The 12,779-nt window shown below is 60.4% G+C and carries 14 protein-coding genes; 12 read left to right on the top strand and 2 right to left on the bottom strand.

Annotated elements, in window-relative coordinates; all coding sequences use genetic code 11:
* Window positions 1-147 precede the first annotated feature (147 nt).
* Entirely contained in the window at window positions 148-453 is a 306-nt protein-coding gene (locus tag F8N49_RS19120; protein ID WP_016771353.1) for a DUF2288 domain-containing protein, read from the bottom strand.
* A gap of 351 nt (window positions 454-804) precedes the next feature.
* On the opposite strand from F8N49_RS19120, the gene F8N49_RS19115 reads away from it, so the two are divergent.
* From F8N49_RS19115 to F8N49_RS19075, 9 genes are all read left to right on the top strand, one after another.
* Complete coding sequence (locus tag F8N49_RS19115) at window positions 805-1,932, top strand: branched-chain amino acid ABC transporter substrate-binding protein (RefSeq protein WP_016771354.1); 1,128 nt, start codon at window positions 805-807, stop codon at window positions 1,930-1,932.
* 229 nt (window positions 1,933-2,161) lie between these two features.
* Window positions 2,162-3,085 (top strand): high-affinity branched-chain amino acid ABC transporter permease LivH, encoded by a 924-nt coding sequence (gene livH, locus F8N49_RS19110; RefSeq protein WP_016771355.1) that lies wholly within the window; start codon window positions 2,162-2,164, stop codon window positions 3,083-3,085.
* Complete coding sequence (locus tag F8N49_RS19105; RefSeq protein ID WP_016771356.1) at window positions 3,082-4,338, top strand: high-affinity branched-chain amino acid ABC transporter permease LivM; 1,257 nt, start codon at window positions 3,082-3,084, stop codon at window positions 4,336-4,338. Before livH ends, F8N49_RS19105 begins: the two co-directional genes overlap by 4 nt.
* Complete coding sequence (gene livG / locus F8N49_RS19100) at window positions 4,335-5,102, top strand: high-affinity branched-chain amino acid ABC transporter ATP-binding protein LivG (protein WP_016771357.1); 768 nt, start codon at window positions 4,335-4,337, stop codon at window positions 5,100-5,102. Before F8N49_RS19105 ends, livG begins: the two co-directional genes overlap by 4 nt.
* Window positions 5,103-5,804, top strand: coding sequence for an ABC transporter ATP-binding protein (locus F8N49_RS19095; protein ID WP_003222380.1), 702 nt, complete (start codon window positions 5,103-5,105; stop codon window positions 5,802-5,804).
* A 293-nt stretch (window positions 5,805-6,097) separates the two neighbouring features.
* On the top strand, window positions 6,098-6,403 hold the full coding sequence (locus F8N49_RS19090) for a DUF2282 domain-containing protein (RefSeq protein WP_016771358.1): 306 nt from the start codon (window positions 6,098-6,100) through the stop codon (window positions 6,401-6,403).
* Between the two features lie 25 nt (window positions 6,404-6,428).
* Window positions 6,429-7,316 carry a DUF692 domain-containing protein gene (locus tag F8N49_RS19085; protein WP_123442976.1) on the top strand — a complete coding sequence of 296 codons (888 nt, stop codon included), beginning with the start codon at window positions 6,429-6,431 and terminating at the stop codon, window positions 7,314-7,316.
* Window positions 7,313-8,071, top strand: coding sequence for a DUF2063 domain-containing protein (locus F8N49_RS19080; protein ID WP_151552108.1), 759 nt, complete (start codon window positions 7,313-7,315; stop codon window positions 8,069-8,071). Before F8N49_RS19085 ends, F8N49_RS19080 begins: the two co-directional genes overlap by 4 nt.
* Window positions 8,068-8,544: a DoxX family protein gene (locus F8N49_RS19075; RefSeq protein WP_151552106.1), complete on the top strand. Its 477-nt coding sequence runs from the start codon at window positions 8,068-8,070 to the stop codon at window positions 8,542-8,544. Before F8N49_RS19080 ends, F8N49_RS19075 begins: the two co-directional genes overlap by 4 nt.
* 98 nt (window positions 8,545-8,642) lie before the next feature.
* Here F8N49_RS19075 and F8N49_RS19065 read toward each other — a convergent pair whose 3' ends face one another.
* Window positions 8,643-9,557 (bottom strand): LysR family transcriptional regulator, encoded by a 915-nt coding sequence (locus tag F8N49_RS19065; protein WP_122882037.1) that lies wholly within the window; start codon window positions 9,555-9,557, stop codon window positions 8,643-8,645.
* Window positions 9,558-9,659: 102 nt separating this feature from the next.
* Between F8N49_RS19065 and F8N49_RS19060 the strand changes: the two genes are divergently transcribed.
* From F8N49_RS19060 to F8N49_RS19050, 3 genes are all read left to right on the top strand, one after another.
* The gene (locus F8N49_RS19060) at window positions 9,660-10,259 is read left to right on the top strand and encodes a short chain dehydrogenase (RefSeq protein WP_151552104.1); all 600 of its coding nucleotides are present in this window, start codon (window positions 9,660-9,662) and stop codon (window positions 10,257-10,259) included.
* A gap of 60 nt (window positions 10,260-10,319) precedes the next feature.
* Window positions 10,320-10,973, top strand: a complete 654-nt coding sequence (locus tag F8N49_RS19055; RefSeq protein WP_110645952.1) for a COG3650 family protein — start codon at window positions 10,320-10,322, stop codon at window positions 10,971-10,973.
* A 96-nt stretch (window positions 10,974-11,069) separates the two neighbouring features.
* Window positions 11,070-12,683, top strand: a complete 1,614-nt coding sequence (locus tag F8N49_RS19050; protein ID WP_151552102.1) for an NAD(P)/FAD-dependent oxidoreductase — start codon at window positions 11,070-11,072, stop codon at window positions 12,681-12,683.
* The last annotated feature ends 96 nt before the right edge of the window (window positions 12,684-12,779 follow it).

Genomic DNA, 12,779 nt, shown 5'->3' with positions numbered 1-12,779 from the left:
TAAGCAACCCTCAGGCAGCTCCATAAACTGTTCCCGTTACGTTTACGTCACCGTGAGGCGTGGCATTTCTCCACGGCAAGGTGCCATCACGCTACTCCGCTACACACTCGCGGCGCGGCAATCGAGGCACCAAAAGGGTGCAGGCAATTAAACGGCCGCCCTTTCCTGGATCAGAATCCACGGCGAAACCACCACGGCCCACAGCTGCGGATCACGCTCGAAAATATCCAGTGCCCGCGTTTCAGACAGCTTGGCGACCTTGTCGTCGGCCAGCCAGGCCGCGACTTTCTCGCCTTCATCCGATGCCACGGCCTCGGCGGCGGCGATCAAATCCAGGTCAGGGTCGACCCACAATAGGGCACCCTTGGCGAAGAACGGCTCCAGCTCTTTCCAGGTAATAGATGCCGTTTCACCAAGCAGCTTGGCATAGAGGGTGCTAGGTTCTTGATTCATGGGAGCTGTCCGGAAAAGAAATCGACGCGAATGATAACGTCGGTGGTCCGTCAGAAAAACCCGGTTGCAAATCGCTGCACCGAACGAAAAGAGCAGGAACGCCAGGGAATGCTGCCTTTTGGGATATATGCCCCCGATTGCCCCGCCGAAATTCTGTCTCTTTCATTCAAAAATGCGACACCCCCAAGTTTTGCCCCGTGACGCCCGCTTCCCAGTTGATCAAGCGGCGCTCTACACTGTACCGGTACAGTTGCCGGGGCATTTTCCGGAGGGTATCGCAAAGATATCTGACCCGGTTCTGCTGCTACGGCGCCAGAACTCTAAAAAATACAACAGTAAGAGTGGAGCACTATGACTAAGGCTACTAAGCAGATTTCCAAACTGTTTGCCGCTATGGTTCTGGCCGGGGTTGCCAGCCATTCGTTCGCAGCTGACACCATCAAAATCGGTATCGCCGGTCCTAAAACCGGTCCAGTAGCCCAGTACGGCGACATGCAGTTCAGTGGCGCGAAGATGGCCATCGAGCAGATCAACGCCAAGGGCGGCGTCGACGGCAAGAAACTCGAAGCCGTTGAATACGACGATGCCTGTGATCCGAAACAAGCGGTAGCGGTAGCGAACAAGGTCGTCAACGACGGCGTCAAGTTCGTGGTCGGTCACCTGTGCTCCAGCTCCACCCAGCCTGCTTCGGACATCTACGAAGACGAAGGCGTGATCATGATCACCCCGGCTGCCACCAGCCCGGACATCACCGCCCGTGGCTACAAAATGATCTTCCGCACCATCGGTCTCGACAGCGCCCAGGGCCCTGCCGCCGGCAACTACATCGCCGATCACGTGAAACCGAAAGTGGTTGGCGTGCTGCACGACAAACAGCAGTACGGTGAAGGCATCGCCACCGCCGTGAAATCGACCCTCGAGAAGAAAGGCACCAAGGTTGCCGTCTTCGAAGGCGTCAACGCCGGCGACAAGGACTTCTCCGCAATCATCGCCAAGCTCAAGCAAGCCGGCGTCGACTTCGTCTACTACGGCGGCTACCACCCGGAGCTGGGCCTGATCCTGCGCCAGGCTCAGGAAAAAGGCCTGAAAGCCCGCTTCATGGGTCCGGAAGGCGTGGGTAACGACTCGATCACCCAGATCGCCAAGGACGCGTCCGAAGGCCTGCTGGTGACCCTGCCGAAATCCTTCGACCAGGATCCGGCCAACGTTGCCCTGGCTGACGCGTTCAAAGCCAAGAAGGAAGATCCGAGCGGTCCGTTCGTGTTCCCGTCCTACTCGGCAGTGACCGTGATTGCCGAAGGCATCAAGGCAGCCAAGTCCGAAGACGCTACCAAAGTGGCTGAAGCCATCCACGCCGGTTCGTTCAAGACCCCGACCGGCGACCTGAGCTTCGACGACAAGGGCGACCTGAAGGACTTCAAATTTGTCGTGTACGAGTGGCACAACGGCAAACCTAAAACCGAAGTTTCGCCTCAGTAAGGCCTTGCCCGACTGACTGCCAATAAAGCCCACGGCGTGCCGTGGGCTTTGTTTTGCGAATGTATGGGCCGCGCTGGCGTGATCCGCCAGTCGACCCACCTGAAAATCTCAAAACCGTCATCAGCGGTTCGCTGGCAAAACCCGGATTCGAAGTGGATAGAGATCCACGGGGCCGGGCGGGAAAATGACTCCACCAGTGAAATGCGTACAGGTTTTTAGGAGCGCTGTAATGCCTGACCTCTATCACTTCTTCCAACAGCTGGTTAACGGCCTCAACGTTGGCAGCATGTATGCCCTGATCGCCATCGGCTACACGATGGTCTACGGCATCATTGGAATGATCAACTTCGCCCACGGCGAGGTGTACATGATCGGTTCCTACGTGGCCTTCATCGCCATCGCCGGGCTGACCATGATGGGACTCGACAGTGTCCCGCTGTTGATGACTGCGGCGTTCATCGCCAGCATCGTCGTCACCAGTTCCTACGGTTACAGCATCGAACGGATTGCCTACCGTCCCCTGCGCGGCAGCAACCGTCTGATCCCGCTGATTTCTGCCATCGGTATGTCGATATTCCTGCAGAACACCGTTCTGCTGGCGCAAGACTCCAAGGACAAAGCTATCCCCAACCTGATCCCGGGCAACTTCGCCTTCGGTCCGGGTGGCGCACAAGAAGTGCTGATTTCCTACATGCAGATCGTGGTGTTCGTGGTGACCCTGATCGCCATGCTCGGCCTGACCCTGTTCATCTCCCGTTCCCGTCTGGGCCGCGCCTGCCGCGCCTGTGCCGAGGACATCAAGATGGCCAACCTGCTCGGCATCAACACCAACAACATCATCGCCCTGACCTTCGTCATCGGTGCTGCGCTGGCGGCGGTCGCTGCGGTGCTGCTGAGCATGCAATACGGCGTGATCAACCCCAACGCCGGTTTCCTCGTCGGCCTCAAGGCCTTCACCGCTGCGGTACTGGGCGGCATCGGCAGCATCCCCGGGGCCATGCTCGGCGGGTTGGTGCTCGGTGTAGCGGAAGCGTTCGGTGCCGATATCTTCGGCGACCAGTACAAGGACGTCGTTGCGTTCGGCCTGCTGGTTCTGGTGCTGTTGTTCCGTCCGACCGGCATTCTGGGCCGTCCGGAGGTTGAGAAAGTATGACTAGGAATCTTAAACAGGCACTGTTCAGTGCCTTGCTGGTGTGGGCGGTGGCCTACCCGGTACTGGGTCTGAAACTGACCATCGTCGGCATCAATCTGGAAGTACACAACACCAGCCCTGCGGTACTCGCGACCATCGCGATCTGCTCGGTGCTGATGTTCTTGCGCGTGCTGTTCAACCAGCAGATCAGCAAGGCCTGGCGCTCCTCGCCGGGCATGCCGCTGATCCCGGCCAAGGCCAGCAACTTCCTGACCCTGCCGACCACCCAGCGCTATTTCATCATTGCGCTGATTCTGATCGCCCTGGTCTGGCCGTTCTTCGGCTCCCGTGGCGCGGTGGATATCGCAACGCTGATCCTGATCTACGTGATGCTCGGCCTGGGCCTGAACATCGTTGTCGGTCTGGCCGGTCTGCTCGACCTGGGTTACGTCGGTTTCTACGCCGTCGGCGCCTACAGCTACGCGCTGCTGTCGCATTACTACGGCTTGAGTTTCTGGATCTGCCTGCCGATTGCCGGCCTGATGGCGGCGACGTTCGGCTTCCTGCTGGGCTTCCCGGTGTTGCGTCTGCGTGGCGACTATCTGGCGATCGTGACCTTGGGTTTCGGCGAAATCATCCGTCTGTTCCTGCGTAACCTGACCGACATCACCGGTGGCCCGAACGGCATCAGCAACATCGAGAAACCGACGTTCTTCGGTCTGACCTTCGAGCGCAAAGCCGCCGAAGGCCTGCAGACGTTCCACGAGTATTTCGGCCTGCAATACAACTCGATCAACAAGGTGATCTTCCTTTACCTGGTTGCGCTGTTGCTCGCACTGGCCGCGCTGTTCGTGATCAACCGTCTGCTGCGCATGCCGATCGGTCGCGCGTGGGAAGCGCTGCGTGAAGACGAAATCGCCTGCCGTGCGCTGGGCCTGAACCCGACCGTGATCAAGCTTTCCGCCTTCACCCTGGGTGCTGCGTTCGCCGGTTTCGCCGGCAGCTTCTTCGCTGCGCGTCAGGGTCTGGTGACGCCCGAGTCGTTCACCTTCATCGAGTCGGCGATCATCCTCGCCATCGTCGTGTTGGGTGGCATGGGCTCGCAACTGGGCGTGATTCTGGCGGCGATCGTGATGATCCTGTTGCCGGAAATGATGCGTGAGTTCAGCGAATACCGCATGTTGATGTTCGGTGCGCTGATGGTGCTGATGATGATCTGGCGTCCACAAGGTCTGCTGCCGATGCAACGCCCACACATGGAGTTGCGCAAATGAGCCGCGAGATCCTTAAAGTCGAAAATCTGAGCATGCGCTTCGGCGGCTTGCTCGCGGTCAACGGCGTGGCGCTGACCGTCAAGGAAAAGCAGGTGGTTGCACTGATCGGCCCGAACGGCGCCGGCAAGACCACCGTGTTCAACTGCCTGACCGGCTTCTATCAGCCTACCGGCGGCAGCATCCTGCTCGACGGCGAGCCAATCCAGGGCCTGCCGGGCCACAAGATCGCCCTCAAAGGCGTGGTGCGGACCTTCCAGAACGTGCGTTTGTTCAAGGACATGACCGCGGTCGAGAACCTGTTGATCGCCCAGCACCGTCACTTGAACACCAACTTCCTGTCCGGCCTGTTCAAGACCCCGGCGTTCCGCAAAAGCGAGCGCGAGGCGATGGAATTTGCCGAGTACTGGCTGGAAAAGGTCAACCTCAAAGAGTTCGCCAACCGCACCGCCGGCACCCTCGCCTACGGCCAGCAACGGCGTCTGGAAATCGCCCGCTGCATGATGACCCGTCCGCGGATTCTCATGCTCGACGAACCGGCCGCCGGCCTGAACCCGAAGGAAACCGAAGACCTCAAGGCACTGATCGGTGTGTTGCGCGAAGAGCACAACGTCACCGTGCTGCTGATCGAACACGACATGAAACTGGTCATGAGCATTTCCGACCACATCGTCGTGATCAATCAGGGCACGCCGCTGGCCGACGGCACGCCGGAACAGATCCGCGACAATCCTGAAGTGATCAAAGCCTACCTGGGGGAAGCGTAAATGCTGCAGTTCGAAAACGTTTCCACCTTCTACGGCAAGATCCAGGCCCTGCACAGCGTCAACGTCGAAGTCCGTCAGGGCGAAATCGTGACGCTGATCGGCGCCAACGGTGCCGGCAAATCCACGCTGCTGATGACGCTGTGCGGTTCGCCGCAGGCGCACAGCGGCAGCATCCGCTACATGGGTGAGGAGCTGGTCGGCCAGGACTCGTCGCAGATCATGCGCAAGAGTATCGCCGTGGTCCCGGAAGGGCGTCGGGTGTTCGCCCGTCTGACCGTGGAAGAAAACCTGTCGATGGGCGGATTTTTCACCGACAAGGGCGACTACCAGGAACAGATGGACAAGGTTCTCGGACTTTTCCCACGCCTGAAAGAACGCTTCAACCAGCGCGGCGGCACCATGTCCGGCGGCGAACAGCAAATGCTCGCCATCGGCCGCGCGCTGATGAGCAAGCCCAAGCTGCTGCTGCTCGACGAGCCATCGCTGGGTCTGGCGCCGATCATCATCCAGCAGATCTTCGACATCATCGAACAGCTGCGCAAGGACGGTGTGACGGTGTTCCTGGTCGAGCAGAACGCCAACCAGGCGCTGAAAATCGCCGACCGCGCCTACGTTCTGGAGAACGGCCGCGTGGTCATGCAAGGCACCGGTGAAGCGCTGCTGACCGATCCGAAAGTACGCGAGGCGTACCTCGGCGGTTGAGTGTTATCGCTGCACAAAAAAACGGCCTTCGGGCCGTTTTTTCATGCCCAAACGAAAAACACCGATCCTCTGTGGGAGCGAGCCTGCTCGCGAAAGCGATGTATCACGCACCAATAATGTTGAATGTCACACCGCCTTCGCGAGCAGGCTCGCTCCCACAGGGATACAGCTGAATCCGAATTTTTTTATAAATTTCTCGCCCCGCCTGTAACGCATCCCACCACCCGTTCTCTAGAGGGACAAGCAAGCGCAAACCGCTTGCAGAAACCCTGATAAAAACCTGGAGAAACATCATGACTGCGACTACCCGTACCCTGTCCGCCACCGCCCTGGTTCTGGCCCTCGGTTCCGCTCTGAGCATCGCCACTGTCTCCACCGCCCAGGCCGCCGATGCCAACATGGAAAAATGCTTCGGCGTGGCCATGAAGGGCAAAAATGATTGCGCCGCAGGTGCCGGGACTACCTGCGCCGGCACGGCGAAAATGGACTATCAGGCCAACGCCTGGAAGCTCGTTCCGAAAGGCACCTGCGCCACCACCGAAAGCAAAACCTCGCCGACCGGTTTCGGTCAGCTCGAAGCCTTCAAAGCCAAGTCCTGATCCACGTCCTGCCTGAGTGACGCCCATGTTCAGTCATCACGAACCGTCCCTGCCGCGCACTCAGGCAGCTCGCACCGAGCTCCCTGCCCGCGCCGGGCTGGGGCTCAAGACCGGGCACTTCCTCGAAGTGCTCGGCTCCGTACCGGACCTCGGTTTCTTCGAAGTCCACGCCGAAAACTACATGGTGGCCGGCGGCCCTTTTCATCATTTTCTCGGTCTGATTCGCCAACAGTACCCGCTGTCATTGCACGGCGTGGGCCTGTCGATCGGTGGCGAAGGCCCGCTGGACAGCCAGCACCTCAAACGCCTCGCCGAGCTGATCGAGCGCTATCAACCGCAAGCCTTTTCCGAACATCTGGCATGGTCGAGCCACGGCCCGGTGTTCCTCAATGACCTGCTGCCACTGGCTTACGACACGCCGACACTGAACCGCGTCTGTGCGCACATAGACCAGGTGCAGAACACTCTGAAACGACCGATGCTGCTGGAGAACCCGGCGACCTATCTGGGATTTGAGCACTCGACGATCGACGAGGCCGAGTTCATCGGCGAAGTGATCCGCCGCAGCGGCTGCGGCTTGTTGCTCGACGTCAATAATGTCTACGTGTCGTGCATAAACCATCAGCGCGATCCTTTGGCCTACCTCGATGCGTTACCGCTGCACGCAGTCGGCGAGATTCATCTGGCCGGCTTCGCTGAAGATTGCGACAACCTCGGCGACCGCTTGCTGATCGACGATCACGGCGCGCCGATTGATCAGGCCGTCTGGGATCTGTACCGGCAAGTGCTGCAACGTATCGGCCCGGTAGCGACGCTGATCGAACGGGATAATCAGGTGCCGGCCTTCGACGTTTTGCTCGCCGAAGCGCAGCAAGCCGAGACGCTGTTGCGCCGCGCGGAGCGTGCGGCATGAGCACGCAAGCGGACTTCGCCGCCGCCCTGCTCAATGCGCAACTGCCGTATCCCAAGGGCCTGTGCAGCCGCAACGGCGCCGATCCGTCGCGACGTTTTGCGGTCTATCGCAACAACGTGCAGAGCTCGTTGATCAATGCCCTGGCCGACAGCTATCCGGTGGTGCTGCAATTGGTCGGCGAGGAGTTCTTCCGCGCCATGGCAGCGATTTTCGTCCAGAGTCAGCCGCCACACAGTCCGTTGATGAGCCGCTATGGCGAGCACTTCGCCGACTTCATCGCACAATTCGAACCCATTGCCGGCGTGCCTTATGTGGCTGATGTCGCGCGACTCGAGCATTTGCGTACTGTCGCCTACCACGCCGCCGATGCGCAGCCGATCCGGCCTGACCAAGTCAGTGCCGCGCTGGCCGATCCGCAGTCGCTGAGTGAACTGTGTTTCGAACTGCATCCCTCGCTGCATCTGCTCGACTCGGCCTATGCCGTGGTGGCGATCTGGGCCGCGCATCAGCAGGAGCCAAGTCTGGCGGGCATTGGCCTCAATCAAGGCCAGCATGCCCTGGTGCTGCGCAATGGTCTCGACGTTGAGGTGTTCGCTCTTGAACCGGGTGCGAGCGTGTTCATTGGTCATCTGCTCCAGGGCTCGCCACTGCTCGCGGCGGCAGAAAACAGCCCGCCGTTCGATCTCGCCCAAACCCTCGCCTTACTGATTGCGCATAACGCGATCACCCAGCTGAATTACAAGGAGTTGCTATGAACGCTTTTATCCTGCGCGTCATCGCGCTGTTCGAAAAAATCCCGCACAGCCTGATTGCCTTCATCGCGCGTTTTTCCATCGCTGCGGTGTTCTGGAAATCCGGGCAAACCAAGGTCGAAGGACTGGCCGTCGACTTGATTGACGGCACCTTTGAACTGGGCTGGCCACGCTTGGCCGATTCGACGATTCCGCTGTTTCAGAGCGAGTACAACCTGCCGCTGCTGTCGCCGGAAATTGCCGCGCATCTGGCGGCTTTTGCCGAGCATGTGTTTCCGCTGTTGATTCTGCTCGGCTTCGCCACACGGTTTTCGGCGCTGGCGCTGCTGGGCATGACCCTGACTATCCAACTGTTTGTCTACCCGGATGCCTACCCGACCCATGGCACTTGGGCGGCGGTGTTGCTGTATCTGATGGCGACCGGGCCGGGCAGGTTGTCGATCGATCATCTGATTGCCCGCCGATTCCAAGGCTGACCTGAAACTGTAGGAGCTGCCGAAGGCTGCGATCTTTTGATTTTTAGAAGCAAGATCAAAAGATCGCAGCCTTCGGCAGCTCCTACACAAGTTCGATGTCAGGACTGGAGTCGATCCAGCGCCTCGCCACTGCGCTTGAACCAGCCCATCAGATAATCCGCGAGCACCTGCGTGCGTTTCGGCAATCCCCCCTGATACGGGTGCACCAGATACATCGGCATGCGTCGGGTCTGGTAATCGCGCAGCAGCCAGCGCAAGCGGCCGTCCGCCAGTTCCGCTTGCAGCAGATACGACGGCAAACGCGCGATGCCGGCGCCGGACAGCGCTGCTTTCTTCAACAGGCTGTAGTGATTGCTGGCAAACGGACCCGAAACCCGCACCCGCAACAACTCGTGCTGCTGGTGATACAGCCATTCTTCGCGGCCGCTGTAATGGCTGTTGAGCAGGCAACGATGCTCGGCCAAGGCATGGGGCGTCGCCGGCTCGCTGAAGCGCTCAAGGTAGGCCGGGCTGGCGCAGGTCATTTCGTGCCACGCCAACAGCGGCCTGGCCACCAGCCGATCGTCATTGGCCACTTCGGCGCGAATCGCCAGATCAAAGCCATCGCGGGCCAGATCGCGATAGCTGTTGTCCAGCTCCAGCTCGATCTGCACCTCCGGGTATTGCCCGGAAAACTCCAGCAGCAAGCCATCGAAGAAGGTCTCGCCGAGCGACACCGGAACCGTCATGCGCACCGGGCCGGCCATGTCGTCCTTCAAACGCGCCAAAGCCTGCCGCGCGCGTTCGACCTGAACCACCAACGCCTGCGCCTGCGGCAGCAGCGCCGCCCCTGCCGCCGTCAGGCTCAAGCGCCGGGTCGTGCGTTGCAGCAGCACCACACTGAATTGTGCTTCGAGCTGGCTGATGCGCTTGGAGAGTTGGCCCTTGCTGCAGCCCAACTGCTGCGCGGCCAGGGTAAAACTGCCGGCTTCGATCAGCACGGCAAACGCGGCAAGGTCATCCATTTCGCTCATGGATTGTTTCCATTTGAAAACCAAAGGTTGCCTATTAGTGCGCTTATCCGCAGAAAAAACCACTCTAGACTGAAACCTCATTCACACATGAGGTACAGCTCGATGAAAATTCTGTTGATAGGCGCAGGCGGCACCATCGGTTCGGCGGTGGACAAAGAGTTGTCGCAACGCCACGAGGTCATTCGTATCGGTCGCAACAGCGGTGACTTGCAGGTGGATATCAGCGACAGCGCGTCGATCCGCAAGCTGTTCGAACAGACCGGCAAGTTCGATGCCTTAATCTGCGCGGCGGGCAACGTGACGTTTGCAGCGCTGGACGAGATGACTGGGGACAGCTTCGCCCTCGGCCTGAAAGACAAGTTGATGGGCCAGGTCAATCTGCTGCTGATCGGCCGCGAGTTCGCCAATGACGGCGCCTCGTTCACCTTCACCACCGGCGTGCTCAGCCACGACCCGATTCGCAGCGGCGCTTCGGCAGCGCTGGTCAACGGCGCCCTCGACAGCTTCGTCCGCGCCGCCGCCATCGAACTGCCGCGTGGCCTGCGGGTAAACTCGGTGAGCCCGACCGTGGTGACTGAAGCCCTGGGCAAGTACGCGCCCTACTTCCGTGGCTTCAAGCCGGTTGCTGCAGCGGAAGTGGCATTGGCCTACGCGAAAAGTGTCGAAGGCCTGCAAACCGGTCAGACCTTTCACGTGGGTTAAGGCCCTTGTGATGAACGGTCAGGCTGCGTAACGTGGCAGCACTTGTCTGGAGAGCCAAAGATGCGTGTTGCCCGTTCGTTCGTCCTCGTTGCCCTGCTGCCGATGTTTGCCGCCTGCCAGTTGTTCGACGGCCAGCGTGAAAGTGTGTCCCATGCCGGGCAGACGCGGATGCAGGGGCAACTGACCGCAGCCGACGGCAAACTGGTGTTCCAGCCGTGCCAGGAGCAGCGGCAACTGGTGGTCAACGACATCGGCGGCACCAGCGTCCTGCAAGAAGCCGCCACCCTCGCCGACGAGCAGGGCAAGCTGTTTGCCGATGTGCGCGGCAAGGTTTCCGGCGATCGTCTCGACCTCGGCCAGTTGTATCGCGTCGAGCGCTCGGGCACGGCCTGCGACGATCCGAATTTCAAACTGCTGATCCTGCGCGCCGCCGGCCATGGCCCGGAGTGGAATGTGAAGGTCAGCGGCAAAGGCATGGTCATCGAGCGCGACGGTCAGCCACCACTGGCCGTGCCGTATGTGGAAGAGCAACTGGGCGACGGCCGCTTCAATCTCAGCAGCGAAGCCAACAACCAGCGCATCGAATTGTGGGTCGCGCCACAGCGCTGCGTCGACAGCAGCACCGGCAGCGTGCAGCACATGAGCGCCGAATTGCGTATCGACGGTCAGGTCCAGCGCGGCTGCGGCTATTTCGGCGGCGCACGCAACGACTGATCGTTTTTCCCCCACGGATCCGCTCGCGGCGGCTTATAATCGCCGCCTTCAAACGCCCTGGCGCAGTTGTGCGCCCCGCGAATCCGGATCCCCGCCATGTTACGAATCACTGAACTCAAGCTGCCAATCGACCATCCCGAAAAAGACCTGCGCACCGCCATCGTGCAACGCCTGGGCATCGCCAGTGATGATCTGCTCGATTTCACCTTGTTCAAGCGCAGCTATGACGCGCGCAAAAAGTCCTCCGAACTGTGCTTCATCTACACCATCGACCTCAACGTACGCGACGAGGCCAGAGTGTTGGGCAAGTTCGCCGACGACCGTAACGTCAACGTGGCGCCGGATGTCAGCTACAAATTCGTCGGCCAGGCACCGAGCGATCTCGGCCAACGGCCGATCGTCGTCGGTTTCGGCCCGTGCGGCATCTTCGCCGGCCTGCTGCTGGCGCAGATGGGCTTCAAACCGATCATTCTCGAACGCGGCACCGAAGTCCGTCAGCGCACCAAGGACACTTGGGGCCTGTGGCGCAAAAGCGTGCTCAATCCCGAGTCCAACGTACAGTTTGGCGAAGGCGGCGCGGGCACGTTCTCCGACGGCAAGCTGTACAGCCAGATCAAGGACCCGAAATTCCTCGGCCGCAAAGTCCTGCACGAGTTCGTCAAGGCCGGTGCGCCGGAAGAAATCCTCTACGTCAGCAAGCCGCACATCGGTACGTTCCGCCTGACCGGCATGGTCGAAAACATGCGCGAGCAGATCCGCGAACTGGGCGGTGAAGTGCGCTTCCAGGAGCGCGTCAGCGACGTGCTGATCGAAGACGGCCAACTGGTCGGCGTGCAACTGGCCAGCGGCGAAACCCTGCATTCGAAGCATGTGGTTCTGGCCCTCGGCCACAGTGCCCGCGACACCTTCCGCATGCTCCACAGCCGTGGCGTGTTCATGGAAGCCAAGCCGTTCTCGGTGGGTTTCCGCATCGAACATCCGCAGTCACTGATCGACCGCGCGCGCCTGGGCAAATACGCCGGCCACCCGAAACTCGGTGCTGCCGATTACAAGCTGGTGCACCACGCCAAGAACGGGCGTTCGGTCTACAGCTTCTGCATGTGCCCGGGCGGCACTGTGGTCGCGGCGACGTCGGAACCGAATCGCGTGGTCACCAATGGCATGAGCCAGTACTCGCGCAACGAGCGTAATGCCAACTCCGGCATCGTCGTCGGCATCACCCCGGAAGTCGATTATCCGGGCGGCCCGCTCGCCGGTATCGAGTTGCAGGAGCGCCTGGAATCCCACGCGTTCATTCTGGGCGGCAGCGACTACAAGGCCCCGGCGCAACTGGTTGGCGACTTTATCAACGACATTCCATCGACCGAGCTGGGCGAAGTCGAGCCGTCGTACAAGCCAGGCGTGGCGCTGGGCGATCTGGCCTTGGCGCTGCCCGACTTTGCCATTGAGGCGATCCGTGAAGCCTTGCCCGCGTTCGAGAAGCAGATTCGCGGTTATTCGCTGCACGACGCCGTGCTGACCGGGATCGAGACGCGCACTTCATCGCCGCTGCGCATCACCCGCAATGAGTCGCTGCAGAGCATGAACGTCAAAGGCCTGTTCCCGGCCGGTGAAGGCGCGGGCTATGCCGGCGGGATTCTCTCGGCGGGTGTTGACGGGATTCGCATTGCCGAGGCAGTGGCTCGCGATATCCTCGGCCTCGACGCCTGATCCGCTAAGTTCGCAACAGCGCAAAACCCTGTGGGAGCGAGCCTGCTCGCGAAAGCGGTCTGTCACTCAACGAAGTTGTTGAATGTAACTCCGCCT

It is taken from the genome of Pseudomonas sp. GXM4 (assembly GCF_008923895.1).
Classification (GTDB): Bacteria; Pseudomonadota; Gammaproteobacteria; order Pseudomonadales; family Pseudomonadaceae; genus Aquipseudomonas; species Aquipseudomonas atacamensis.
This window is presented reverse-complemented; position numbering and strand designations above follow the sequence as displayed.

Excerpts from the sequence above, each read along its gene's own strand:
- F8N49_RS19120 (WP_016771353.1), bottom strand. The coding sequence starts at position 453 with ATGAATCAAGAACCTAGCACCCTCTATGCCAAGCTGCTTGGTGAAACG.
- F8N49_RS19115 (WP_016771354.1), top strand. The coding sequence starts at position 805 with ATGACTAAGGCTACTAAGCAGATTTCCAAACTGTTTGCCGCTATGGTT.
- livH (WP_016771355.1), top strand. The coding sequence starts at position 2,162 with ATGCCTGACCTCTATCACTTCTTCCAACAGCTGGTTAACGGCCTCAAC.
- F8N49_RS19105 (WP_016771356.1), top strand. The coding sequence starts at position 3,082 with ATGACTAGGAATCTTAAACAGGCACTGTTCAGTGCCTTGCTGGTGTGG.
- livG (WP_016771357.1), top strand. The coding sequence starts at position 4,335 with ATGAGCCGCGAGATCCTTAAAGTCGAAAATCTGAGCATGCGCTTCGGC.
- F8N49_RS19095 (WP_003222380.1), top strand. The coding sequence starts at position 5,103 with ATGCTGCAGTTCGAAAACGTTTCCACCTTCTACGGCAAGATCCAGGCC.
- F8N49_RS19090 (WP_016771358.1), top strand. The coding sequence starts at position 6,098 with ATGACTGCGACTACCCGTACCCTGTCCGCCACCGCCCTGGTTCTGGCC.
- F8N49_RS19085 (WP_123442976.1), top strand. The coding sequence starts at position 6,429 with ATGTTCAGTCATCACGAACCGTCCCTGCCGCGCACTCAGGCAGCTCGC.
- F8N49_RS19080 (WP_151552108.1), top strand. The coding sequence starts at position 7,313 with ATGAGCACGCAAGCGGACTTCGCCGCCGCCCTGCTCAATGCGCAACTG.
- F8N49_RS19075 (WP_151552106.1), top strand. The coding sequence starts at position 8,068 with ATGAACGCTTTTATCCTGCGCGTCATCGCGCTGTTCGAAAAAATCCCG.
- F8N49_RS19065 (WP_122882037.1), bottom strand. The coding sequence starts at position 9,557 with ATGAGCGAAATGGATGACCTTGCCGCGTTTGCCGTGCTGATCGAAGCC.
- F8N49_RS19060 (WP_151552104.1), top strand. The coding sequence starts at position 9,660 with ATGAAAATTCTGTTGATAGGCGCAGGCGGCACCATCGGTTCGGCGGTG.
- F8N49_RS19055 (WP_110645952.1), top strand. The coding sequence starts at position 10,320 with ATGCGTGTTGCCCGTTCGTTCGTCCTCGTTGCCCTGCTGCCGATGTTT.
- F8N49_RS19050 (WP_151552102.1), top strand. The coding sequence starts at position 11,070 with ATGTTACGAATCACTGAACTCAAGCTGCCAATCGACCATCCCGAAAAA.